The organism is Bradyrhizobium yuanmingense (assembly GCF_025200905.1).
Taxonomy (GTDB): domain Bacteria; phylum Pseudomonadota; class Alphaproteobacteria; order Rhizobiales; family Xanthobacteraceae; genus Bradyrhizobium; species Bradyrhizobium yuanmingense.
The window spans coordinates 6,556,974-6,579,193 of record NZ_CP104173.1; the positions used below are offsets into that span (position 1 = coordinate 6,556,974).

At 65.5% G+C, this 22,220-nt stretch carries 26 protein-coding genes; 7 read left to right on the top strand and 19 right to left on the bottom strand.

Annotated elements, in window-relative coordinates:
* Positions 1-156: 156 nt before the first annotated feature.
* On the bottom strand, positions 157-714 hold the full coding sequence (locus N2605_RS30360; protein ID WP_036021381.1) for a carboxymuconolactone decarboxylase family protein: 558 nt from the start codon (positions 712-714) through the stop codon (positions 157-159).
* A gap of 71 nt (positions 715-785) precedes the next feature.
* Here N2605_RS30360 and N2605_RS30365 point away from each other — a divergent pair, with 71 nt between their 5' ends.
* Positions 786-1,112, top strand: coding sequence for a winged helix-turn-helix transcriptional regulator (locus tag N2605_RS30365; RefSeq protein WP_035997791.1), 327 nt, complete (start codon positions 786-788; stop codon positions 1,110-1,112).
* Positions 1,113-1,293: 181 nt separating this feature from the next.
* Here the strand turns inward: N2605_RS30365 and N2605_RS30370 are convergent, their stop codons facing one another.
* The 4 genes from N2605_RS30370 to hemH all read right to left on the bottom strand — a co-directional run bounded on the left by N2605_RS30370 (position 1,294) and on the right by hemH (position 5,121).
* Positions 1,294-1,737, bottom strand: a complete 444-nt coding sequence (locus N2605_RS30370) for an NfeD family protein (protein WP_225149305.1) — start codon at positions 1,735-1,737, stop codon at positions 1,294-1,296.
* Between the two features lie 25 nt (positions 1,738-1,762).
* Entirely contained in the window at positions 1,763-2,752 is a 990-nt protein-coding gene (locus tag N2605_RS30375) for an SPFH domain-containing protein (protein WP_057028214.1), read from the bottom strand.
* 343 nt (positions 2,753-3,095) lie between these two features.
* On the bottom strand, positions 3,096-4,073 hold the full coding sequence (locus tag N2605_RS30380) for an ABC transporter substrate-binding protein (RefSeq protein WP_225149306.1): 978 nt from the start codon (positions 4,071-4,073) through the stop codon (positions 3,096-3,098).
* 10 nt (positions 4,074-4,083) lie between these two features.
* Positions 4,084-5,121, bottom strand: a complete 1,038-nt coding sequence (hemH, locus tag N2605_RS30385; protein ID WP_225185236.1) for a ferrochelatase — start codon at positions 5,119-5,121, stop codon at positions 4,084-4,086.
* An 83-nt stretch (positions 5,122-5,204) separates the two neighbouring features.
* On the opposite strand from hemH, the gene N2605_RS30390 reads away from it, so the two are divergent.
* On the top strand, positions 5,205-5,603 hold the full coding sequence (locus N2605_RS30390; RefSeq protein ID WP_035997738.1) for an MAPEG family protein: 399 nt from the start codon (positions 5,205-5,207) through the stop codon (positions 5,601-5,603).
* 6 nt (positions 5,604-5,609) lie between these two features.
* Here N2605_RS30390 and N2605_RS30395 read toward each other — a convergent pair whose 3' ends face one another.
* Genes N2605_RS30395 through N2605_RS30410 form a run of 4 tightly spaced genes read right to left on the bottom strand, consistent with a single transcriptional unit; the run spans position 5,610 to position 9,887 of the window.
* A complete protein-coding gene (locus N2605_RS30395) occupies positions 5,610-6,047 on the bottom strand; it encodes an acyl-CoA thioesterase (RefSeq protein WP_035997736.1) in 438 nt (145 codons plus the stop codon).
* Between the two features lie 8 nt (positions 6,048-6,055).
* Positions 6,056-7,171 carry a nickel/cobalt transporter gene (locus tag N2605_RS30400; RefSeq protein WP_225149308.1) on the bottom strand — a complete coding sequence of 372 codons (1,116 nt, stop codon included), beginning with the start codon at positions 7,169-7,171 and terminating at the stop codon, positions 6,056-6,058.
* Positions 7,168-7,806, bottom strand: a complete 639-nt coding sequence (locus tag N2605_RS30405; RefSeq protein ID WP_225185238.1) for a DUF1007 family protein — start codon at positions 7,804-7,806, stop codon at positions 7,168-7,170. Before N2605_RS30405 ends, N2605_RS30400 begins: the two co-directional genes overlap by 4 nt.
* Entirely contained in the window at positions 7,806-9,887 is a 2,082-nt protein-coding gene (locus tag N2605_RS30410) for a M3 family metallopeptidase (protein WP_036021365.1), read from the bottom strand. Before N2605_RS30410 ends, N2605_RS30405 begins: the two co-directional genes overlap by 1 nt.
* A 136-nt stretch (positions 9,888-10,023) precedes the next feature.
* Between N2605_RS30410 and N2605_RS30415 the strand changes: the two genes are divergently transcribed.
* The 5 genes from N2605_RS30415 to N2605_RS30435 all read left to right on the top strand — a co-directional run bounded on the left by N2605_RS30415 (position 10,024) and on the right by N2605_RS30435 (position 14,855).
* A complete protein-coding gene (locus N2605_RS30415; RefSeq protein ID WP_036021364.1) occupies positions 10,024-10,278 on the top strand; it encodes a hypothetical protein in 255 nt (84 codons plus the stop codon).
* 673 nt (positions 10,279-10,951) lie between these two features.
* Positions 10,952-12,094, top strand: a complete 1,143-nt coding sequence (locus tag N2605_RS30420) for a type III PLP-dependent enzyme (RefSeq protein ID WP_035997723.1) — start codon at positions 10,952-10,954, stop codon at positions 12,092-12,094.
* 134 nt (positions 12,095-12,228) lie between these two features.
* The gene (locus N2605_RS30425; protein ID WP_035997718.1) at positions 12,229-12,816 is read left to right on the top strand and encodes a GNAT family N-acetyltransferase; all 588 of its coding nucleotides are present in this window, start codon (positions 12,229-12,231) and stop codon (positions 12,814-12,816) included.
* A 147-nt stretch (positions 12,817-12,963) separates the two neighbouring features.
* Positions 12,964-13,353 (top strand): RidA family protein, encoded by a 390-nt coding sequence (locus N2605_RS30430; RefSeq protein ID WP_036021421.1) that lies wholly within the window; start codon positions 12,964-12,966, stop codon positions 13,351-13,353.
* Positions 13,354-13,412: 59 nt separating this feature from the next.
* Complete coding sequence (locus N2605_RS30435; protein ID WP_225130140.1) at positions 13,413-14,855, top strand: homospermidine synthase; 1,443 nt, start codon at positions 13,413-13,415, stop codon at positions 14,853-14,855.
* Between the two features lie 151 nt (positions 14,856-15,006).
* On the opposite strand, the gene N2605_RS30440 is transcribed toward N2605_RS30435, so the two are convergent.
* From N2605_RS30440 to N2605_RS30485, 10 genes are all read right to left on the bottom strand, one after another.
* The gene (locus tag N2605_RS30440) at positions 15,007-15,345 is read right to left on the bottom strand and encodes a hypothetical protein (RefSeq protein ID WP_192893073.1); all 339 of its coding nucleotides are present in this window, start codon (positions 15,343-15,345) and stop codon (positions 15,007-15,009) included.
* A 101-nt stretch (positions 15,346-15,446) separates the two neighbouring features.
* A complete protein-coding gene (locus N2605_RS30445) occupies positions 15,447-16,163 on the bottom strand; it encodes an MgtC/SapB family protein (protein WP_260344517.1) in 717 nt (238 codons plus the stop codon).
* A 30-nt stretch (positions 16,164-16,193) separates the two neighbouring features.
* Complete coding sequence (locus N2605_RS30450; protein ID WP_225156703.1) at positions 16,194-17,213, bottom strand: WD40 repeat domain-containing protein; 1,020 nt, start codon at positions 17,211-17,213, stop codon at positions 16,194-16,196.
* Entirely contained in the window at positions 17,213-18,253 is a 1,041-nt protein-coding gene (locus tag N2605_RS30455; protein WP_035997707.1) for a CobW family GTP-binding protein, read from the bottom strand. The genes N2605_RS30450 and N2605_RS30455 overlap by 1 nt, the downstream gene beginning before the upstream one ends.
* Before the next feature lie 56 nt (positions 18,254-18,309).
* On the bottom strand, positions 18,310-19,173 hold the full coding sequence (locus tag N2605_RS30460) for a metal ABC transporter substrate-binding protein (RefSeq protein WP_225156844.1): 864 nt from the start codon (positions 19,171-19,173) through the stop codon (positions 18,310-18,312).
* A gap of 2 nt (positions 19,174-19,175) precedes the next feature.
* Complete coding sequence (locus tag N2605_RS30465; protein ID WP_036021355.1) at positions 19,176-20,045, bottom strand: metal ABC transporter permease; 870 nt, start codon at positions 20,043-20,045, stop codon at positions 19,176-19,178.
* Positions 20,046-20,051: 6 nt separating this feature from the next.
* Entirely contained in the window at positions 20,052-20,807 is a 756-nt protein-coding gene (locus N2605_RS30470; RefSeq protein WP_035997701.1) for a metal ABC transporter ATP-binding protein, read from the bottom strand.
* A 2-nt stretch (positions 20,808-20,809) separates the two neighbouring features.
* A complete protein-coding gene (locus tag N2605_RS30475) occupies positions 20,810-21,052 on the bottom strand; it encodes a hypothetical protein (protein WP_035997699.1) in 243 nt (80 codons plus the stop codon).
* A 56-nt stretch (positions 21,053-21,108) separates the two neighbouring features.
* Positions 21,109-21,609 (bottom strand): hypothetical protein, encoded by a 501-nt coding sequence (locus N2605_RS30480; RefSeq protein ID WP_036036588.1) that lies wholly within the window; start codon positions 21,607-21,609, stop codon positions 21,109-21,111.
* Positions 21,606-22,217, bottom strand: a complete 612-nt coding sequence (locus N2605_RS30485; RefSeq protein WP_260344522.1) for a permease — start codon at positions 22,215-22,217, stop codon at positions 21,606-21,608. Before N2605_RS30485 ends, N2605_RS30480 begins: the two co-directional genes overlap by 4 nt.
* Positions 22,218-22,220 lie beyond the last annotated feature (3 nt).

A 22,220-nucleotide genomic window follows, 5' to 3' on the forward strand; every position in this document is an offset into this window, starting at 1 on the left:
CGCGCAGCCCGCTTCACCCGTCATTCCGGGGCGCGCCACTTGGCGCGAACCCGGAATCCATTTCACCCCGAGGTCGCTGCCCGATGGATTCCGGGCTCGCGCTTCGCGCGCCCCGGAATGACGGTAAGGATGAGACGCTCCTCGCAATGACGGCCGCTAGAGCGGCGCCGGAAACCGCGCCGCGTTCTCCTCCAGCGGCAAGCGCAGCCCGTTCGCCAAATACGACACCGTGCGATAGAAGCCGCACAGCAGCATGATTTCCAGGATCTGCGCCTCGTCGTGATGCGCGGAGAGCGCGGCGAATTCATCGTCGCTCAACGTCGCGCGATGATGCAGCGCGTCGACGGCTGCGATCAGCGCCTGTTCGGCCGGCGACCAAAGGGCCGAATTCGCATCACCCAGCACCGTGGCGCGCACCTCCTCCGCGGTGAGCTTCGCCGGCCCGGCGAAGATCGCGACATGCACGCCCCATTCGTATTCGCATCCGTTCAGCGCGCAGGTGCGGTCGATGACGATCTCACGCTGCCGCAGCGAGAGCGGCCCCGGATCAAGCAGCCCGCCCGCGCGAAACTTGTCCCAGGCGCGGTCATGGCCCGCCATCACCCGGAACAGCACCAGCGGCGGCGCACCGCGCATGATGCGGTCGAACTGCGCCTGGATGCCCAGGGGATAAGGCGGCGAGAGCGGGGCGATGCGCGGTGAGGCCTGGGACATGAGCGATTTCCGTTGCTACATTTACCGTAGCGCTACGCTACATTATCCGTAGCATGACGCAAGAGGTGACCATGGCGAAACGGGCGACAACAGCAGAACGCCGCGTCCGCGGCTCGCGCACCGGACGGCCGATCATGGCTTTGCTCGACCTGCTCGGCCGGCGCTGGGCCTTGCGGATCTTGTGGGAGTTGCGCGGAGAGCCCCTCACCTCGCGCGCCCTGCGCAGCGCCTGCGACGAGGCCTCGCCCACAGTGCTGCAGGCCCGGCTGACCGAGCTGCGCGAGGCGGGCTTCGTGGAGCTGGGCGACGGCGGAGGTTACGGACTGACACCGCTGGGCCGGGAATTGTGCGAGACCTTCATGCCACTGCACAGGTTTGCGGAGCGATGGAGAAGGTGAGCATCACTCGTTGCCACGCGCTGGTGTTCCTTCTCCCCTTGTGGGAGAAGGTGGCGCGAAGCGCCGGATGAGGGGTCTCTCTCCACGAACTCAGCTTAGCTATCGCGGAGAGACACCCCTCACCCGTCTCGCCGCTTTGCGGCGAGCCACCCTCTCCCGCAAGGGGAGAGGGGAAAAGTCCTCACGCCGCGGCGACCGTCAGGTTGGCGCCGTCGACCTGTACCACCTTCACCCGCGTGCCGGCCGGCGTATCGGGCCCAGCCACGCGCCATACCGTGTCGCCGATGCGCACGGTGCCGGTGCCGTCGATGATCGGCTTCTCCAGCGTGAACTCGCGGCCGAGCAGGGCTTCGCTGCGCTTGTTGAGGAACGGACTGGCGCTGGCGTCCGGCTTCGGCTTGGCGAGGCGGCGCCAGACCGGCACGGCAGCGGCGGCAAAGATCGCGAACATCACGAGCTGGACCTGCCAGGAGATCGCCGCCGCGAACGAGATCAGGCCGACCAGCAGCGCAGCGAGCCCGAGCCAGAACAGGAAGATGCCGGGCGCCAGCACCTCCAACGCCATCAGGATGAAGCCGAGGATCAGCCAGTTCCAGTTGCCGAGCGATACGAACATGTCGGTCATGACACGACCTCTGTGAATAGTCCCGTTACTGCTGCGGCACGAACGGCGGTGTCGGGCCCGACGACGGTACCGAGCCGCCGCGGCGGGCCGCGGCCACCGCGCTCTCCCCGAACGTGGCCTTCGCAATTTCGCCGATGCCGGCGAGCGAGCCCAGCATGCTCATCGCTTCGACCGGAAGCATGATGACCTTCTGGTTCGGCGAGTCGGCCAGTTGCCCGAATGCCTTGATATACTTGTCGGCGATAAAATAGTTTAGCGCAGCGACATCGCCCTTGGCGATGGCCTCGCTGACCATTTGCGTGGCCTTGGCCTCGGCTTCCGCCGACCGCTCGCGCGCCTCGGCATCGCGGAAGGCGGCCTCGCGGCGGCCTTCCGCCTGGAGGATCTGGCCCTGCTTGGCGCCCTCGGCGCGCAGGATCTCGGACTGGCGTTGGCCTTCGGCCGCGAGAATGTCGGCGCGCTTGACCCGCTCGGCCTTCATCTGCCGCCCCATGGCTTCGACCAGGTCGGCGGGCGGCACGATGTCCTTGATCTCGATGCGGTTGACCTTGACGCCCCAGGGCGAGACCGCGGCGTCGACCACGCGGAGCAGGCGCTCGTTGATTTCGTCGCGGTGCGACAGCACCTGGTCGAGGTCCATCGAGCCCATCACCGAGCGGATGTTGGTCATGGTCAGCACCGTGATCCCCTGGTTCAGGTTGGCGACCTCGTAGCTCGCCTTGGCGGCATCGAACACCTGATAGAAGGCGACGCCGTCCACCGTCACCGTGGCGTTGTCCTTGGTGATCACCTCCTGCTCGGGAATGTCGATCACCTGCTCCATCATGTTGATCTTGCGCCCGACGCGATCGAAATAGGGCACGATCAAATTGAGCCCGGGGCTCAGCGTCTGGGTGTATTTGCCGAACCGCTCGATGGTCCAGTCATAGCCCTGCGGCACCGTCTTCACGCCGGCGACCAGCGTGACGATGACGAGCAAAACCAGAACAATCGCGAAAATGTCGAAGCCGCTCATATCTCCTCCAAGCCGGGACAAGACGTCAGGAAAAAGCCCTTTCCGGCGCTGTCATTGGTCGGGATCACGATCCTACCGGTTCAGCGGTCGCAATTCACGTCGGTATCGGAGCAATTCCACACAAGACACACAGCAAGAGAACGGTCGCGATATGTATTTGCGACAGGCTCTTGAAAGCGCGCGGGCGCAGGCCTAAAGCGCGATGCGATCAGGATGAATCGTCATCGCACTTTAGGTTATTGTTTGAGCATGATCTTTTCGGAAAACCGCTTCACACTTTTCCGGATCATGCTCTAGCAGCGGAAATTAGCGAATTCGGGCGAGGCGTCCGTCACGGACGGGTTCATTCGATCACGTCATTCGCAATTGCAAGCAGGCCCGGGGAAAGCGTGATGCCGAGCGCTCTCGCCGCCTTCAGGTTGATCACCAGCTCGAACTTGGTGGGATTCTGCACCGGCAGGTCGGCCGGCCGTGCGCCCTTCAGGATCCGATCGATATAGTCCGCGGCGCGGCGAAGCTGCTCGACGCTGTCGGTGCTGTAGGACATCAGCCCACCCTCATCGACGAACGTCCGGCTCCAGAATACCGCGGGTACACGCGCCTGTGCGATCGCCGAGAGCAGTTGCGCGCGGTTGGCCATGGTGAAGAAGTCCGGCAGGACCAGGATGGCGCCGTCTTGCCTGGAAGCCAGCGCCCCGATCGAGACGGCGTCATGGACGGGCGCGGGCTCGACCGTCAGGCGCAGCGTCCGTGCGGCGTCCTCGATGGCGCGCAACATCAGTGGCGCGAACGGCGCGGTGGCGGGATTGAAGACGACCGCAGCGCGGGACACCTTCGGCGTGACCTGCGTCAGCATCTCCAGCCATTTGCCGGCGAGCGGACCGTCGTAATCGGTAAAGCCGGTGAGGTTGCCGCCGGGATGCGCGAGGTTTTCGACAAAACCCTGGCTGACGGGATCGGTGACGACGGCGAACACGATCGGGATCGTCGTGGTGCGCCGGCGCAGCTCTTCGACCGAGGGTGTGCCGACCGCAAGCAGGATGTCGGGCTTGAGCGCGATCAGCTCGTCGGCGAACTGCGCGATGCGGGCGCGCTCGCCGCCGCCGTTGCGCCAATCGATCTTGAGATTGTCGCGCTCCTTCCAGCCTTGGCCGGCGAGCGCTTCGACCAGGGCCATGCTGCGCGTCTGGCCGATCGCATCATCAGCAGCCGTGACCGAGAGCACGCCGAGCCGCCGTGTCGCGTTCGGCTGCTGCGCCAGGGCCGGGGCCGGCAGCGCCGCGAGCATCCCAAGAAGCGCCAGGCACCGGCGGCGGTTCATGGGATGCCCATCAGATCCAGCCCTGGAGCTCGCGCAGCACCAGGGTGCGGATCACGTTCATGCCCGGTCCGCTGTCGTTGAGGCAGGGGATCGCGGAAAACTGCTCGCCGCCATTGTGCTTGAAGATCTCCGCGTTCTCCTGCGCGATCTCCTCCAGCGTCTCCAGGCAGTCGGCGGAAAAGCCCGGCGTCACCACTGCGATGCGGCGCACGCCCTCTTTGGCAAGCCGCTCCATGGTCTTGTCGGTATAGGGCTGCAGCCACTCGTCGTTGCCGAAGCGCGACTGGAAGGTCAGCAGCAGCTTGGTCTCGTCCATGCCGAGCCGGCGGCGCAGCGCCTCGGTCGTCGCGATGCAGTGCTGCTGATAGGGATCGCCCTTGTCGACATAGGCTTTCGGCATGCCGTGGAAGGATGCCACGATCAGCTCCGGCTTGAAGGACAGCGTCGCCAGATGGCCCTCGATCGAGGCGGCGAGCGCCTCGATATAGGCTTTGTCGTCATAGTAGGGCGGCGTCACCCGCAGAGTCGGCTGGTTCCGCAGCTGCGCGAGCACGCGGAAGACTTCGTCGCAGACGGTCGCCGAGGTCGAGGCCGAATATTGCGGATAGAGCGGCACGGCCAGGATACGCTCGCAGCCCTTCGCGATCAGCGCGTCGATGCCCGACTTGATCGACGGATTGCCGTAGCGCATCGCCCAATCCACGACGACGTTGTCGCGGTCCGACAAGGCGGCCGCGAGCTTGTCGCTTTGCGAGCGCGTGATGGTTTTCAGCGGCGACTCGTTCCGCTCATTGTTCCAGATCTTCTGGTAGTCGAGCGCCTTGGTGCGCGGACGGCTGCGCAGAATGATCCCGTTCAGCACCAGTTTCCAGATCAGGCCCTGGTCCTCGATGACGCGGGCGTCGCTGAGGAACTCCTTGAGGTAGATCCGCACGCCCGGAGCATCGGCCGTATCGGGCGTTCCGAGATTGATCAGGAGCACGCCGACGCGCGGTAGGGCGGATCGGGTGGCCGGTTTCGCGGTCTCGAGGGGGAGGACGCTGTTCATGACTGGTTGGGTCGCGCGTTGGTCCGAACTTGTCAAGATGAGCCGGGGTTCGCTAGGGTCGCACCCAAGCGGGGGGAGGCAGGATGACACTCGCGGAATGGTGCGTCTTCGGGGCGCTGCTGCTCTATCTGTCGACGATCGTCACGGTCAAATGGATCAGGTTTCGCCGCTTCGACAATTCCCGGCCGCGCGACCCCGCCTTCTATGAGGACGCCCTGTCGCAACGCGCGCTCGGCGCGCACCAGAACGGCATCGAGACGTTTCCGTTCTTTGCGTTCGCGGTGCTGCTCGCCGAATACAGGGAAGCGCCGCAGCGGCTGATCGACGAGCTCGCGGCGCTGTTCCTGATCGTGCGGATTGCCTATGTGCTGACGTATCTCGGCAACCGCCCGACGCTGCGCTCGATCCTCTGGAGCATCGGCTTTGCGATCAATCTCGGCATCTTCTTCATGCCGGCATTGAAGCGGTTTCTGCCGGTGTGAGCGGCTTCACGCCGAAAGATGGCGTTCTCGCGTCGCGATCAGTGCCCGCATTGATGCCGGGATCGTGACCGGACGATGGGTGTTCTGGTCCGTGTAGACCCAGACGATCTCGCCGGTTACCAGCGCCTCAGTGCCGCCCTTCCGGAAGATGGCGAGCTCGAACAGGAGGCTCGAATTGCCGATCCGCGCCACGCGCGCGCCGACGTCGAGCTCCCAGTCGAACCTAACAGGCGCCTTGTACTCGATCAGCGATTTGACGACGTGGAAATCGATGCCGCTCGCCTTTGCATCCGCATATTGGTCGAAGCCGAGCGCGCGGAAATATTCGGTGATGGTAGTGTCGAAATAGGTCAAATAATGCGCGTTGAAGACGACGCCCTGGCCGTCGATCTCGGAATAGCGCACCCGGAACGGATGGAAGAACCAGAAGTGTTCGCGCGACATCTATCGCCTCAAAAACACGTGGTCCGTTCGGCGGCAATGTAGCCGAACAGGAGGCCGACGCCGAACAGCAGGACCAGACTCGCGGCGCCGAACTCGATGCCGCGCATAAACAGCGCGCCACCGCCGTCGCGTCCGGCGCTGAGGCGGGCGGCAATGTCCTTGGCGGAGACGGCAACGACAGCAATGGCCGCCACCGTGATCGCGGTGCCCAACCCCATCAGGAAGGTCGCGGCGATCCCTGCCCAGAACAGGCCCTGCGCCAGCGCGAACACCAGGACCAGGATTGCGCCCGAGCAGGGGCGGATGCCGACGGTCAGGATCGCAGCGAAGCCGCGCCGCCAGCCGCCGGGGCCGGCGAGTTCGCTTGGCGTGGGTCCGTGGGAATGGCCGCAATGCTCGTCGTGGACGTGGTCGTGCCCGTGGTGATGGTGAGCGTGGCCGTGGCCATGGTGTTGATCATGGCCGTGATCGTGGTGATGATGATCATGCGCATCATGATGGTGGTGATCATGGTCGTGCGGCACGCCCGCCATCGCCGGCACCGGCTGGATGGCCTGAAATGCGCGGATGAAGGTGCGGCCCTTGACCCAGACCAGGCGCAGGCCGAACAGCGCGATCAGGGCGTAGCTCGCAATCTCGATCACGCCTTCCGCCTTGCACATCGTCTTGGCCGTCGCATTCAGCAGCCAGGCCGAGATGCCGACGATGAGGATCGCGACCAGCGACTGCATCAGGGCCGAGGCAAAGGACAGCGCGATGCCGCGCCGCGCCGTCTCGCGGTTGGCGACCAGATAGGAGGCGATCACCGCCTTGCCGTGGCCGGGACCGGCGGCGTGGAAGATGCCGTAGGCGAACGAGATGAACAGCAGCGTCCACACCGCCGAGCCATCGGACTTCGCGGCGCGGATCGTCGCCGACATCTGGCGATAGAATTCCGACTGCTTGGCGAGCAGCCAGCCGATGAGGCCGCTTGCTTCAGGCTGGGCCGCCTGCGCCGGTCGCGGCGCACCGAACGGGTTTTGCGCGAGAAGATCATGAAGGGCGGCATCAGTCACGGCCACGACCAGCAGCACAGCGGCAGTGGCGAGCAGCCCACGCGCAAGCGAAGAGAGTTGCGGCTTCAAGGGCAATCCACCGTGATCTTGTTGGCGAACATCATGCCGAAATTCGAGTTCTCACCGTTCAGGAAGGTCTGCTCGTTCAGCTTCTGCGCGCTCGCGGTGCCGTCGTTCGGCCGCTCCAGCTTCATCTGGCACCCCGCGGGCGCACCGACCAGCTTGACCGGACTGTCCTTGGCCATCTGGAAGTCGATGAACAAGGAGCGGTCGAACACTTCGAGCACCAGCTGCCTGGGCTTGACCGGATTCTTCAGCGGCAAGGTGAAGTGCAGGGTCAGCACCGTGTCCTTGTAGTCGAGGAAATAGTCGACCGGCTCCTGGAACCGCTCCTTCTTCCCGTCGGCCTTGGCGAAGGTGAAGTAGGCGTATTCCTTCAAGGACTCGACGTTGGTCTGCGCCAGGGGCTTCAGCTCCTCGCTTGTGTATGCGCCCTTGGTCTTGCTCTCGAGCCCCTGCACCGCATAGGCCGAGAACATGTCGTCGAAGGTCCAGGCGTGGCGCACGCCGGTGACGCTGCCGTCGGCAGCATAGAGCAATTCGCTGGTGGCGGTGATCCAGACATGCGGATGTGCATTCGCTGCCCCGGCCGCGAGCGTCATCGCGGCGGCGAGCAGGTATCCGAACAGGGCGCGCATGCTCATCAGGCTGCCCTGGCGTCTTCGAGCAGGCCGCGGCGGCGGAGCAGCGCATCCGGCTCCGGCGGGCGGCCGCGGAACGCCTCGTAGGCGGCTTCCGGATCGACCGATCCGCCCGACGAATAGATGTCGTCGTGCAGGCGCTTGGCCACGGCGGGATCGAAGATGTCGCCGGCCTCCTCGAACGCGCCGAAGGCGTCGGCGTCCATCACCTCCGACCACATGTAGCTGTAATAGCCGGCGGCGTAATGGTCGCCGGTGAAGATGTGGCCGAACTGCGTCGGCCGGTGACGCAGCGCGATCTCCTCGGGCATGCCGATCTTCTCCAGCTCGCGTTTCTCGAAGGCGCGGACATCCTGCGCGGCGGCGGCCGGCTGGGTGTGGAATTCCAGGTCGACCAGCGCCGAGGAGACGAACTCGACCGTGGCAAAGCCCTGGTTGAATTTTCGCGCGGCGAGGAAGCGTTGCAGCAGGTCGTCCGGCAGCGGCTCGCCGGTCTGGTAGTGGCGGGCGAACTTCTGCAGCACCTCGGGCCGCTCCTGCCAGTGCTCGTAGAGCTGTGACGGCAGCTCGACGAAGTCGGTGAACACGGAGGTGCCCGACAGCGAGGGATAGGTCACGTTGGAGAGCATGCCGTGCAGGCCGTGGCCGAACTCGTGGAACAGGGTGCGGGCATCGTCGGGCGACAGCAGCGACGGCTCGCCGCCGGCGCCCTTGGCGAAATTGCAGATGTTGAGAACCAGCGGCGCGACGTCGCCGTCGAGCTTCTGCTGGTCGCGCAGCGAGGTCATCCAGGCGCCGGAGCGCTTGGACGGCCGGGCGAAGTAGTCGCCATAGAACAGCGCCTTGTGCTTGCCGCCCCTGTCCTTCATCTCCCAGACCCGGACGTCCGGGTGCCAGACCGGAACGTCCTTGCGCTCCTCGAAGGTGACGCCGAACAGGCGCGTGGCGCAGTCGAAGGCGGCGGCGATCATGTTGTCGAGACCGAGATACGGCTTGATCGCGGAATCGTCGAAATTGGCGCGCTGCAGACGCAGCTTCTCGGCGTAGAAGCGCCAGTCCCAAGGGGCGAGCTTGAAATTGCCGCCCTCCTCCGTGATCAGCGCCTGCATCTCGTCGCGGTCGGCAAGCGCGCGGGCGCGGGCCGGCTTCCAGACCCGCTCCAACAGGCCGCGCACCGCGTCCGGCGTCTTGGCCATGGAGTCCTCGAGCCGGTAGGCGGCGTAGGTCGGATAGCCCAGGAGCCCGGCGCTCTCCTCGCGCAGCTTCAGGATCTCGACAATGGTCGCATTGTTGTCATTGGCGTTGCCGTTGTCGCCGCGCGCGATGAAGGCCTTGTAGACCTTCTCGCGGAGGTCACGCCGGGCGGAGCTCTTCAGGAACGTTTCGACCGAGGAGCGCGACAGCGTGACGATGGCCTTGCCTGCCATGCCGCGCTCTTCCGCCGCAGCCTTGGCGCTGGCGACGAAGCTCTCCGGCAGGCCCTGGCGGTCGGACTCCCCGAGCTCCAGGAACCAGTCCTGCTCGTCGCCGAGCAGATGGTGGCTGAAGCCGGTGCCGAGCTGGGCCAGCCGCTCGTTGATCTCGGCCATCCGCACCTTGGCTTCTTCGGAGAGGCCGGCGCCGGCGCGGTGGAAGCGGGTGTAGGTGCGCTCCAAGAGGCGGAGCTGCTCGGGCGTGAGACCGAGACCCGCGCGGTTCTCGTGCAGATGGGCGATGCGGCCGAACAGCACGGCGTTCATCATGATCGGATTCCAGTGCCGCGCCATCCGCAAGGAGACCTCCTTGTCGATCTCCAGGATGGCCGGGTTGGAATGCGCCGAGACGAGGTCGTAGAAGACCGCCGCGACCTTGCTCAGGAGCTTGCCCGAGCGCTCCAGCGCCGTGATGGTATTGGCGAAGTCGGGCGCCGCGGGATCGTTGGTGATCGCCGCGATCTCGGCGGCGTGGTCGGCGAAGGCCTGCTCGAAGGCCGGCAGGAAATGCTCCGGCTTGATCTCGTCGAAGGGCGGGGTCGCGAACGGTGTCACCCAGGCCTTCAGCAGCGGATTGGTCTCGGCGTCCGTAGTTTGGCGGGGTTCTGACATCACAAGTCCCGGATTTCGTGGCTCGATTGTTGCGGCCAGCTATAGCACGCGTGGGGCTTTTTTGGGCCGTTTGCCCTTGCCCCCAGCCTCCTTTTCGGGGAGATTGCGGCCCTCGAAGCCAGGACTCTCTGAAACCATGAACGCGCCTTCTTCATCGCCCCGCCAGATCGTCTGGTCCAGCGTCATCACCGTCATCAGCGCCGCCATCCTGATCGGCGCGGAGGTGTTCGGCGCGGCGTTTGCCGGCGGCTGGGCGCTCGCGATCCTGTTCGGGCTCGGCGATCAGGGCGCCCATATCCTGCAGGCCGTGCTGTTCGCACTCGGCGTGCTCGTGATGACCGCCTTCATCCGCGGCGCTCAGCGCATCGAGCCCTTCACCAAGCGCGGCTGACGCGTCTCGCGCGTGGGCAGCACGCGCTGCGCGGCGAAAACTTAACGCGCGTTCATCTTCCGCGTCGCTCGCGCAACAGTGCGCAAGCAGATGTTAGGCAATCCTGTCCGCAGCCTAAAAAAATTCTTGCGAACCAGAGTCAAAACGCTTATGTGCGGACTTGCCCAATTTCGCACGTGCCTGTGGTCGTGTGTCAGTCGGTAGGTATCCGGACAAGAGGCCGGACAGCCGCCAAGGGGTGAAGAAGCCGAGGGGCTCTTCGGAAGTGCGGAAGTCGAGACTGAAACGTCGAGCGACCGAAGCAAACCCGGAGCGCCCAGCATCTCTCTCAAAGAGATGCCATGTCGAAGGTGACTTCGCTCTTTGCAACCGTGACTGGCAGCCGGAGGCGAACCGGCGCACCCCGCTCTCAACGGGGGACGCGACTTAAAGCAACGACGGATCGGGCTTTTTTGGTCTCTACCGGCAGTCCAACGCCGGCGCGGGCTACTGAAAAGGCTTGTCCTTCATTGCCAGGTGAGCGGGCGGGAAACTCTCCCAACCAATCCACGGCAGCACAGTCTGGTTTGAGTTTTTTGGCCCCAGCGCGCCTCCATCGCGCGATGCGGCCGAAGCACTCTCATCAGACGTCACGTTGATACGGCTCCCGTCGCTGGGACCGTTGGAGAGTGCCATGACCGAACGTATCCAGGAATTCCTGCGCAACCGCCGCAACGAAGGCCTCGACACCGAGCCGTGCCTCGTCGTCGACCTCGAGGTCGTGCGCGACAATTACCAGAGCTTCGCCAAGGCGCTGCCCGACAGCCGCGTGTTCTATGCCGTCAAGGCGAACCCGGCGCCGGAAGTGCTGGCCTTGCTGGCGTCCATGGGCTCCTGCTTCGACACCGCCACGGTCGCCGAGATCGAGATGGCGCTGGCTGCGGGTGCGACGCCCGACCGCATCTCCTTCGGCAACACGATCAAGAAGGAGCGCGACATCGCTCGCGCCTTCGCGCTCGGCATTCGCCTGTTCGCGGTCGATTGCGCCGCCGAGGTCGAGAAGATCGCCCGCGCCGCTCCCGGCGCGAAGGTGTTCTGCCGCATCCTCTATGACTGCGCCGGCGCCGAGTGGCCGCTGTCGCGCAAGTTCGGCTGCGACCCGGAGATGGCGGTCGAGGTGCTCGACCTCGCCAAGCGCCTGGGCCTGGAGCCGTGCGGCATCTCCTTCCATGTCGGCTCGCAACAGCGCAAGGTGAAGGCGTGGGACCGTGCACTGGCGATGGCCTCGCAGGTGTTCCGCGACTGCGCCGAGCGCGGCATCAACCTGTCCATGGTCAACATGGGCGGCGGCTTCCCGACCAAGTACCTGAAGGACGTGCCGCCGGTCGTCACCTACGGCCGCTCGATCTTCCGCGCGCTGCGCAAGCACTTCGGCAACCAGATTCCGGAGACCATCATCGAGCCGGGCCGCGGCATGGTGGGCAACGCCGGCATCATCGAATCCGAGGTCGTGCTCATCTCGAAGAAGAGCGATGAGGACGAGGTGCGCTGGGTGTACCTGGACATCGGCAAGTTCGGCGGTCTCGCCGAGACCATGGACGAGTCGATCCGCTACGCCATCCGCACCCGTCACGACGGCGCGGACATGACCCCGTGCGTGCTCGCAGGTCCGACCTGCGACAGCGCCGATGTGCTGTACGAGAAGACCCCGTATCCGCTTCCGGTGACGCTCGAGATCGGCGACAAGGTGCTGATCGAAGGCACCGGGGCTTATACGTCGACCTACTCGTCGGTGGCGTTCAACGGCATTCCGCCGCTGCGGACGTACCACATCTGATCCGCCTCTCTTTTCCAGAGGCCTGACGAACCCGGGAGCCGGTCCGCCGGCTCCTCATCCAACATCTCGATTTCTGACGACGTCTTGGACAGGCGTGCTGTGCGCACGCCGGTTCAAGCGGGGACTGACGTGCCATGACTGCTCCTCGGAAGCCGCAAGTTGCCCTCACCTCGAAAGCCGCTCCGTTCGTGATCCGTGCGGAACGTGCTGGAGACGTCGCGACGCGTGAAGCGCTGCTCGATGCCTGCTTTGGCGAGAACCGCCATGGCCGCACCTGCCAGCGCCTGCGCGACGGACGCGCGCCCGCTGCAGGCCTTGCCCTGTCGGCGATGCGCGAGGGCAAGCTCGTGGGAACCGTGCGGCTGTGGCATGTCAGCGCCGGAGGCAGGCCCGCTCTGGTCCTCGGACCGCTGGCGGTCGACCCTGCCTGCCGCGAGCTCGGGATCGGCGCCGCGCTGATGCAACAAGCGCTGGCTGCCGCCCGGGCGCGCGGGCATGGCGCCGTGATCCTGCTCGGCGATGCCCCCTATTACGCCCGCTTCGGCTTCACAGCCGAGAAGACCGCCGAGCTGTCGCTGCCCGGCCCGTTCGAGCGCAACCGCCTGCTGGCGATCGAGTTCACTGATGGCGCGCTTGATGGCGCCGCCGGGATGATCGTCCCGACCGGCGCGGCCCTGCCCAAACGGAGGTCGGTTCGCGCGCCTGAGGCGCACGCGGCCTGAGGGATCGCTGGCGTAGCGAAGACCGCAGCCGCATCGAGTGGCGACGCCCTGCCGCGCCTGCGCGAGGCCCGTTCCTTTGGGGTTGCGCAGGCGCCGGAAACGCCCTTTAACCCCGCGAAACACCCCCTTCAGTCGAGGCCCATGACCATGTCCCGTCGCCTGATCTCCACCGGCTCCCCGCTCGAGAAGTCCGTCGGCTACAGCCGTGCCGTGATCGACGGCGAGTTCGCCTTCGTCGCGGGAACGACCGGCTATGACTACACCACGATGACGATGCCATCAGATGTCACGAGCCAGTCACGCAACTGCTTCAAGACCATCGCCGCCGCCCTGAAGGAGGGCGGATTCGAGATGGCCGATATCGTCCGTGCGACCTATTACGTGACCGACGCCAGCTATATCGATGACCACTTCGCCGTCTGCGGCGAGGTCCTCGGCGACATCAGGCCGGCGGCGACCTTGCTGGTCGTCTCTGCCCTGGCGAGGCCCGAGATGAAGGTCGAGATTGAAGTCACCGCCAAGCGCCGCAGCATCTGACAAGCGCTGCAGCGCCTGATCCATCCCTCACTGCCAGCACGTTCCGGAGAATCCATCCCATGAGCCCTCCCTCGCAGATCTACGCGAAGATCACCGGCCCCATCGTCATGGTCGGCTTCGGCTCCATCGGCAAAGGCACGCTGCCCCTGATCGAGCGGCATCTCGATTACGACAAGTCCCGCATCACCGTGCTCGACCCCAAGGACGAGGGCCGCAAGGCGCTTTGCGAGAAGCACAATGTCCGCTTCATCCAGAAAGGGCTGACCAAGGACAATTACCGCGAGGTGCTGACCCCGCTGCTCACCGAGGGCGGCGGCCAGGGGTTCTGCGTCAATCTGTCGGTCGATACCGGCTCGACCGACATCATGGAGCTCTGCAACGAGCTCGGCGCGCTCTACATCGACACCGTCAACGAGCCCTGGCTTGGCTTCTATTTCGATTCCTCGAAGGGTCCGGAAGCGCGCTCCAATTACGCGCTGCGCGAAACGACGCTGGCCGCCAAGAAGGCGCGCCCCGCCGGCTCGACCACGGCCGTGTCCTGCTGCGGCGCCAATCCCGGCATGGTCTCCTTCTTCGTCAAGCAGGCGCTGCTCAATGTCGCGGCCGATCTGAAGCTAAATGCGCCCAGGCCGAAGACCAAGGGCGAATGGGCGGATTTGATGCGGCAGGCCGGCATCAAGGGCATCCACATCGCCGAGCGCGATACCCAGCGCTCGAAGAAGCCGAAGGAGCCTGACGTCTTCGTCAACACCTGGTCCGTGGAAGGCTTCCTGTCGGAAGGCATGCAGCCATCCGAGCTCGGCTGGGGCACCCACGAGAAATGGATGCCCGAGAATGCGCACACCCATGAAGCCGGCTGCGGCGCTGCCATCTATCTGATGCAGCCCGGCGCCAACACGCGCGTGCGCACCTGGTGCCCGACCCGCGGCGCCCAGTATGGCTTCCTCGTCACCCACAACGAGTCGATCTCGATCGCCGATTACTTCACCGTGCGCGATGCGTCGGGCAAGGCGATCTACCGGCCGACCTGCCACTATGCCTACCATCCGGCCGACGATGCCGTGCTGTCGCTGCATGAAATGTTCGGCCGCGCCGGGAAGATGCAGGAGAAGCACCACATCCTCGACGAGAACGAGATCGTCGACGGCATCGACGAGCTCGGCGTGCTGCTGTTCGGCCATGACAAGAACGCCTATTGGTTCGGCTCGCAGCTCTCCATCGAAGAGACCCGCGAGCTCGCGCCCTACCAGAACGCCACCGGCCTGCAGGTGACCTCCGCCGTGCTCGGCGGCATGGTCTGGGCGCTGGAGAACCCGAACGAAGGCATCGTCGAGGCCGACGAGATGGATTTCGAGCGCCTGCTCGAAATTCAGCTGCCCTATCTCGGTCCGGTGAAGGGTTTTTATACCGACTGGACCCCGTTGACGGATCGTCCGGGACTGTTCCCGGAAGATATCGACACCAGCGATCCCTGGCAGTTCCGGAATATTCTGGTGCGGTGAGGCGGGCTCTCTCCGCCCGTCATTCCGGGGCGCGCCAATTGGCGCGAGCCCGGAATCCATCGGGCGGCAGACTCTGCAGGTAAATGGATTCTCCGGTGCGCAATTGCGCACCGTAGTTCGCGCTTCGCGCGCCCCGGAATGACCGGAAAAACTACTTCTTCTCCATCGGCGGCGCGATCTTCTCGGCCGGGGCCGGCGGCAGCGCCGGTTTGGCCGCACCAGCCGCGCCCTGAGTCTGCGGATCCGGCCGTGCCGGCTCGGGGGCCGGCGTGGTCGGGCGATCACCGCCGGGCTTCGCCTCCGCGGGCACCTTGCTCTGTTCGTCGGACGGGGTGCCCTGGAGCGGGGGCGTCGCCTGCGCCAGCTGCATGCGGCTTTCGGCGCGGATTTGCGCCAGGGACATCACCGACACCGCAACGCCTGCTGCGAACAGCGCACCGGCGATTGTCAGGTTGAGCTTCAGTCTACGTTTGTCATCTCGGCCGGGCATGTCGATCACCGCCTTTGTTCGCGGAATCAACGAAACTGGGGCGCGCCGGTTCCGGAACCTGAAAACGCGCGGAACCCACCCGCACGCGCCAAAACGCCGCGCTACTCCGTCGTGCTGACTTCCCATGTTGCATGCCGGACGCCTGGCAGATGCTGCAGATCGGTCGCGACCGCGTTCAGCTCGTTCGGGTCGACCGCGGTCGCAACCAGCTTGGCGGCGATCTCCAGAATGCCCTCGCTGATCTCGGCGACTTCGATATCGGCCACGGCATATTTCGCCGCTTCGAGCTTGTCGACGAGGCGGTCACGCATGTCGGGCAAGGCGTCGGCCGCAACTGCGAGCTTGAGATAGTAGGTCGCCTCCAGCGCCTTCTCGTTCAGCGGGATGCGGTTGATGGCGTTGACCAGCGGGCGCAGCATGGTGTTGCCGGCGATGACGAACACGGTCAGCGCGGCCGCCTGTGCGATCATGTCGGCGCCCGCACAGGAGCCGACCGCGGCCGAGGCCCACAGCGTCGCCGCGGTGTTGAGCCCGCGCACATCCATGCCCTGCTTCATGATGACGCCGGCTCCCAGGAAGCCGATGCCGGAGACGACATAGGCGATCACCCGGACCGCGCCGTCGGCGCCATCCAGCTGCATGGCGAGATCGACGAAGGCGGCAGCGCCCACCGCGACCAGCACGTTGGTGCGCAGCCCCGCGGTGCGCTGACGGTATTGCCGTTCGGCGCCGATCAGCGTGCCCAGCACGAAGGCCGTGATCAGGCTGACCAGGGTGTCGCCAAAGTCGGCAAGCTGGAAGGTCGTCAGAAATCGCATGGTTCCCTATACGGCGGGAACCATGACAGATTAAAGCTCGAGCAGACCGCCGTCCCCATTTTCGTCGGCAAAGGCCAGCAGCGTGCCTTTGGCGTTCCAGGCGATCGCGGCCACCGGCGGCGTGCCATTGCGGCGGACCAGGATCTCCGCGCCATCCTCCAGACGGACCATCAGCACGGTGCCATCGCTGTAACCGGCGGCGAGGATGTCGTTCTTGGGATGACAGGCGACCGCGGAGACGCGCGCCTGCAGCGGCGCGAGCATCGCGGGCTCCTTGCCCATCGGACCGTCCTTGCTGCCGAACGGCCAGATGATCACCGTGTCGGCGCCCGAGGTCGCCAGCCCCTTGCCGCCGGCGCTCCACGACATCGAGCGGACGCGGCCCGGATAGCCGGTCATGCGCATGTGCCTGTTGTCGGCGAGCCGCCAGCCGTGCAGCGCCGGCTCGTGCATGGCGGTGACCAGGAATTTGTTGTCGGGGCTGAAGGTGACCGCGTGATGCGAGCCGGCCCAGGGCAGGAATTCGGCCGATCCCGCCATGTTCGGAAACCACAGCGTCACGCCGTTGTAATGCGCGATTGCGAGCCGCAGGCCCTTCGGCGCGAAGGCAAGGCCGCCGACCGTCGAGGGCACGTCGATCGACTTCTCCTCAGCCTTGCCGCTCTTGACGGTCGCGGTCTTGCCGGCCGACCAGGCGAACGCGCCGTCGGCGTGCAGCGCCACCGCGTCGATCCAGCGCCGCTTGGGATCGGTGGCGAGCAGCGTCACCTCGCCCTTGGCATCGATCGAGACGACCTTGCCGTCGTCGCCGCCCATGACGAGACGCTTGCCGTCGGAGGCGGTCGAGAGAATGCCGCCGCTATGCACGGCAACCGTGGTGATCTCGCAATTGGCATCGACGAATGCGACGTTCTCCTCGCCGCCGACGAAGGCAGCGCGATCCTTCAGGAAATGCACCGAGGTCACGGCCATGCCGAGCGCAATCGGCTTGACGCGGTCGGTGACGGAAACGATCGAAGCGGACTCGGGCGCGGGCGTAAACTCTTTCATCACGAGACGATGCAGCTCTCGAAACCCTTGCGGATCGCCTCTTCGGGCAATTCGCGGCCGATGAAGACGAGGCGGCTCTCGCGCGGCTCGCCCTCCTTCCACTTCCGCTGGTGGTTGCCCTCCAGCATCATGTGGACGCCCTGGAAGACGTAGCGATCGTCGTCGTCGTGGAAGGCGAGGATGCCCTTGGAGCGCAGGATCTTGCCGCCCTCGACCTGCACCAGGTTCTGCAGCCAGGGCATGAACACGTTGGGATCGAGCGGCTTGTCGGTCTTGAGCGAGAGCGACTGCATCTCCTCGTCGTGATAGTGCTTCAGACCGTGGCCGTGATCATGGTGATGGTGATCGTGGCCGTGATGATCATGATCGTGGTCATGATCGTCGGCCTCCAGGAAAGCCGGCTCGATGTCGAGGATGCGGTCGAGATCGAAGGCGCCGCGGTCGAGCACGTCGGCCAGCGCCACCGCGCAGCGCTCGGTGCGATGGAGCTTCGCATAGGGATTGATGCCGCGGATGCGGGCCTCGACCTCGGCGAGCTCGCCCTTGTTGACGAGGTCGGTCTTGTTCAGAACGATGACGTCGGCAAAGGCGATCTGGTTCTTGGCCTCTGGTGCATCCTTCAAACGGTCGGACAGCCATTTGGCGTCGGCGACCGTCACGACCGCATCGAGCCGGGCGTTCTTCTGCACGTCCTCATCGACGAAGAAAGTCTGCGCGACGGGGGCGGGATCGGCAAGACCGGTGGTCTCGACGATGATGGCGTCGAACTTGCCCTTGCGCTTCATCAGGCCGTCCATGATGCGGACGAGGTCGCCTCGTACGGTGCAGCAGATGCAGCCGTTGTTCATCTCGAACACTTCCTCATCGGCGCCGATGATGAGGTCGTTGTCGATGCCGATCTCGCCGAATTCGTTGACGATGACAGCGTATTTCTTGCCGTGGTTCTCCGACAGGATGCGGTTGAGCAGCGTGGTCTTGCCGGCGCCGAGATAGCCGGTCAGCACGGTCACGGGAATCTTCTGGGAGGTCGCGTCAGACATAACAACTCCGGACTTCAAGGCTTTTTCGCGCGACGCGAGGCGGGGTGGCCCCTGCCCTAATGGTCAAGCGCGCTGGTCAGGGCCTTTATATTGTGCCTGACCATGTCAATGTAAGTGGGTGCAGGGCCCTTTTCGCCGGTCAAACCGTCCGAAACCAGGGTGCCACCGACCTTGGCGCCGGTCTCGGCGGCGATCCGCCGGATCAGGCGATCGTCGCTGATATTTTCAAGGAACACGGCCGGGATCCTCGCGGCCTTGATCTGGCCGATGATGGCGGCGATATCTCGCGCGCTCGGCTCGCTCTCCGTGGAGACGCCCCGGGGGGCGATGAATCGGATACCGTATTCGCTGGAGAAATAGCCGAAGGCGTCATGGGTGGAGATCACCTTGCGCCGCTCCGGCGGGATTTTTGCGACGGCGTCGCGGACCTCGCGATCGAGGGCTTCGAGCTTTTCCAGATAGGCCTTGGCCTGGGCGCGGAAGAACTCCGCATCGTCAGGAGCGGCCGTGGCGAGCGCGCTCGCAATGTCGGTGACGTAGATCTTGGCGTTCGGGATAGACTGCCAGGCGTGGGGATCAGCGGCCGAGCCCAGCTTCAGCGGCGCGATGCCGGTGCTCGCGGTGATCACCTTGGCCTTGCTCCCTGCGGATTGCACGAGGCGCGGCAGCCAGCCCTCCAGCCCGAGCCCGTTGACGATGACGAGCTTCGCCGCCGCGACCCGCTTGGCATCGCTAGGGGCCGGCGTATAGACGTGGACGTCGCCGTCGGGCCCGACCAGCGTCGTCAGGTTGATGCGGTCACCACCGACATTGCGGACGAAATCGCTGAGGATCGAGAAGCTCGCGACGACGTTGAGGCGCTCCGCGGCCCGCAGCGGCGAGGCGATCAGCAACAGTGCAAAGACCAGGATGAGCCGCATCGTCATGCTTCCAGATGCCGGCCGGGAAACAGCTGCCGGACGATGCCGCCGACACGGCCGAACAGGACGGAGACGATGTAGAGCACCGTCGCCACTAGGATGATCGCCGGGCCCGAGGGCACGCGGGTCTGAAATGAGAGCACGAGGCCGGCATAGCCGGACACCGCAGCAGCAGTGACGGCGATGCAGATCATCGCGGTGAGATCGCGCGACCAGAACCTTGCGATGCCCGCAGGCAGGATCATCAGCCCCACCGCCAGCAACGTGCCCAGCGCCTGAAAGCCGTTGACGAGGTTGATGACGACCAGCGCGAGGAAGGCGAGATGGGCGGGGCCGCCGGCGCGGCTCACGGTGCGCAGGAACAGGGGATCGACGCTCTCGATCACCAGCGGGCGGTAGATCACCGCGAGCACCAGCAGCGTCACCGTGGCGTTGAAGGCGACCACCAACAGCGTCTGATCGTCCATTGCGAGGATGTTGCCGAACAGCACGTGCAGGAGATCGATGTTGGTGCCCTTGATCGAGACGATGGTGACGCCGAGCGCAAGCGAAGCGAGATAGAAGGTGGCGAGCGAGGCATCTTCCTTCAGCCCGGTCGAGCGTGCGACCACGCCAGCGAGGATCGCGACGGCAAAGCCGGCGACCAGGCCACCGGCCGTCATCGCGAACAGATTGAGGCCGGAGAGCAGGAAACCGACCGCCGCGCCAGGCAGGATCGCGTGCGCCATGGCGTCGCCGACGAGGCTCATCCGGCGCAGCATCAGGAACACGCCGATCGGCGCCCCCGCCAGCGCCAATGCAATCACCGCGGCGAGCGCGCGCCGCATGAACTCGAATTCGGTGAACGGACCGATCAGCGCGTCATAGAGCATCGGATATCAGGCCGCCCGCGAGCTGATATCATCGGCCGCGCAGGCCGCGGCGCTGTCGTCGAAGGCCTCGCACATCCGCATCGCGACCAGCAGATTTTCCGGCGTCAGCACCTCCGCCGTCGGACCCCACGCGACCGGGCCGCGCGCCAGCACCAGCGTTTCGGTGAAATGATTGCGCACCATCTCCATGTCGTGCAGCGCGGCGAGCACGGTGCGACCCTCGCCATGCCAGCGCCTCACCAGCGCGAGCAGATCGGCGGTGGTCTTGCTGTCGATGGCGTTGAAGGGCTCGTCGAGCACGATCAGGCTGGCATCCTGGAGCAGCACACGGGCGAACAGCACGCGCTGCATCTGACCGCCGGAGAGCGTGCCGATCGGGCGGTTCTCGAAACCGCTGAGGCCAACGGCTCCGATTGCCCGGAGAATCTTGTCGCGCGCGGCCTTGCCGATGCCGCCGAACAGGCCTGTGCCACGCCACAGCCCGGTGCCGACGAAATCGAACACCGAAATCGGGAAGCTGCGGTCGATCTCCGCACTTTGCGGCAGATAAGCGATGTCGCGGGCATCGAGCCCGCCGAGATGGATCGTGCCGTCGAGCGGCTTGAGGATGCCGACGATGCCGCGCAACAGCGTCGACTTGCCGGCGCCGTTCGGGCCGATCACCGCAACCAGCGCGCCCGGCGCGACCTCGCCGCTGAGATGATGCACGGCGGGGTGCCGGTCATAGCCGAGCGTGACGTTGTGAAAGTGCAACGCTGCCATCGTCACCTCATCGCCAGCAAGACGATGCCCCACAGCACGGCACAGACCGCGAGCGCGGCCGCGAGACGGCCCGCCATGGTCATGCGCAGGATCGACCAAGGCGCGGTCTGGGCCGGATGCGGCGACGTCGCATCGTGGACATGGGCGTGGGCGTGATCGTGCCCGTGCGAATGTCCATGGCCGTGACCATGGGAATGGCCATGAGCATGGTCGTGCTGGTGGGCGTGGGACGCGGCGGGAGCCATTTGCGGACGTTATATTATAACATTACGCCTGTCCACGGCGGGACTGACATCGCGGCTCAGGGCTTGCCGATCACCATGGCGATGGCGGCTGCCACGAATGGGAACGGCACCGAGACGGCGCAGCGGAACCAGACGAAACGGGCGGGCATGAACGGGATCTCCCACAGGATCACCCGCTGGAAGGCGAACAGCGCCCAAGCGACGACATAGGCGACCACCTGCGGCACCCCGCCGCCCGACTTCAGCGCGACGGTGCCAATGGAGAAGCCGACCACGGGACCGCCGGGCGTGGCGGCGCCGGCGACCACGGCGGTGGCAACCCCGAGCCAGCCGCTATCCGGGCCCAGCCAGCCGGTGATCACCTCCTGCGGGATGATGGCCGCGATGTAGCCGGAGCCGATCACGCCAAGCGCGATCCGCGGCACGATGTTGACGAAGTCCATCGTGCCCTCGCGCAGCGAGGCCACGAACACCGGACGCCCACGACGAAAGGCGATCAGCCCGACGCCGAGCACCGAGCCCCACAGCAGGATGTCGATCAGAAGCGCTGCGCTCAACTCTCGTCGTCCTTCGCGAGCGGCTTCGGATAGAGCCTGACATAGACGAAGCGGCCGAGGGCGCCGGCGAGCACCGGCAGCGGCAGCGAGATCACGATCCGCCACAGCGTGAAATCGGTGCCCATGATCGGGATTTCCCAGGCGACCGCCCGGCCATAACCGATCAGCGTCCAGCTCACGACCATGGCGATGGTGGCGCCGAAATCGGCGCCGACCGCGAGCAGTGCGCTCGCGACCGGATAGGCGGTGAAGGGACCGCCGGGCAGAATCGCGCCGAAGGCGGTGCCGATCAGCAGGCCCATCAGGCCGGATTTCGGCCCGAGCGAGCGCGAGACCTTCTCGTGCGGCAAGATCTCCGAGATGAAGGCCCCGAGCAGGCAGCCGGCGAGCACGCGCGGCAGGATGCCCGAGAACAGCGAGAGATCGTGGGTGAGGATTTCCAGAACGCCGTCAGTGCCGTCCCGCCGCCAGACCAGTGCAGCACTCACCGCCACCAGAGCTGCGATGATGACGGTCGACCAGCCGATCGGCTTGCGGACCCGGCCCGGCCGCGGCTCGGATTCCGCGTCGCCGCCAGGCACCGGATTGTTCGGGGAAGGTTCTGACAACGG

Coding starts and splice junctions, on each gene's coding strand:
- N2605_RS30395 (WP_035997736.1), bottom strand. CDS start 6,047: ATGTCGCGCGAACACTTCTGGTTCTTCCATCCGTTCCGGGTGCGCTAT.
- N2605_RS30460 (WP_225156844.1), bottom strand. CDS start 19,173: ATGCGGCTCATCCTGGTCTTTGCACTGTTGCTGATCGCCTCGCCGCTG.
- N2605_RS30450 (WP_225156703.1), bottom strand. CDS start 17,213: ATGAAAGAGTTTACGCCCGCGCCCGAGTCCGCTTCGATCGTTTCCGTC.
- N2605_RS30380 (WP_225149306.1), bottom strand. CDS start 4,073: ATGAACCGCCGCCGGTGCCTGGCGCTTCTTGGGATGCTCGCGGCGCTG.
- N2605_RS30390 (WP_035997738.1), top strand. CDS start 5,205: ATGACACTCGCGGAATGGTGCGTCTTCGGGGCGCTGCTGCTCTATCTG.
- hemH (WP_225185236.1), bottom strand. CDS start 5,121: ATGAACAGCGTCCTCCCCCTCGAGACCGCGAAACCGGCCACCCGATCC.
- N2605_RS30405 (WP_225185238.1), bottom strand. CDS start 7,806: ATGAGCATGCGCGCCCTGTTCGGATACCTGCTCGCCGCCGCGATGACG.
- N2605_RS30465 (WP_036021355.1), bottom strand. CDS start 20,045: ATGCTCTATGACGCGCTGATCGGTCCGTTCACCGAATTCGAGTTCATG.
- N2605_RS30360 (WP_036021381.1), bottom strand. CDS start 714: ATGTCCCAGGCCTCACCGCGCATCGCCCCGCTCTCGCCGCCTTATCCC.
- N2605_RS30375 (WP_057028214.1), bottom strand. CDS start 2,752: ATGAGCGGCTTCGACATTTTCGCGATTGTTCTGGTTTTGCTCGTCATC.
- N2605_RS30475 (WP_035997699.1), bottom strand. CDS start 21,052: ATGGCTCCCGCCGCGTCCCACGCCCACCAGCACGACCATGCTCATGGC.
- N2605_RS30415 (WP_036021364.1), top strand. CDS start 10,024: ATGAACGCGCCTTCTTCATCGCCCCGCCAGATCGTCTGGTCCAGCGTC.
- N2605_RS30425 (WP_035997718.1), top strand. CDS start 12,229: ATGACTGCTCCTCGGAAGCCGCAAGTTGCCCTCACCTCGAAAGCCGCT.
- N2605_RS30435 (WP_225130140.1), top strand. CDS start 13,413: ATGAGCCCTCCCTCGCAGATCTACGCGAAGATCACCGGCCCCATCGTC.
- N2605_RS30455 (WP_035997707.1), bottom strand. CDS start 18,253: ATGTCTGACGCGACCTCCCAGAAGATTCCCGTGACCGTGCTGACCGGC.
- N2605_RS30445 (WP_260344517.1), bottom strand. CDS start 16,163: ATGCGATTTCTGACGACCTTCCAGCTTGCCGACTTTGGCGACACCCTG.
- N2605_RS30410 (WP_036021365.1), bottom strand. CDS start 9,887: ATGTCAGAACCCCGCCAAACTACGGACGCCGAGACCAATCCGCTGCTG.
- N2605_RS30470 (WP_035997701.1), bottom strand. CDS start 20,807: ATGGCAGCGTTGCACTTTCACAACGTCACGCTCGGCTATGACCGGCAC.
- N2605_RS30440 (WP_192893073.1), bottom strand. CDS start 15,345: ATGCCCGGCCGAGATGACAAACGTAGACTGAAGCTCAACCTGACAATC.
- N2605_RS30420 (WP_035997723.1), top strand. CDS start 10,952: ATGACCGAACGTATCCAGGAATTCCTGCGCAACCGCCGCAACGAAGGC.
- N2605_RS30430 (WP_036021421.1), top strand. CDS start 12,964: ATGTCCCGTCGCCTGATCTCCACCGGCTCCCCGCTCGAGAAGTCCGTC.
- N2605_RS30370 (WP_225149305.1), bottom strand. CDS start 1,737: ATGACCGACATGTTCGTATCGCTCGGCAACTGGAACTGGCTGATCCTC.
- N2605_RS30365 (WP_035997791.1), top strand. CDS start 786: ATGGCGAAACGGGCGACAACAGCAGAACGCCGCGTCCGCGGCTCGCGC.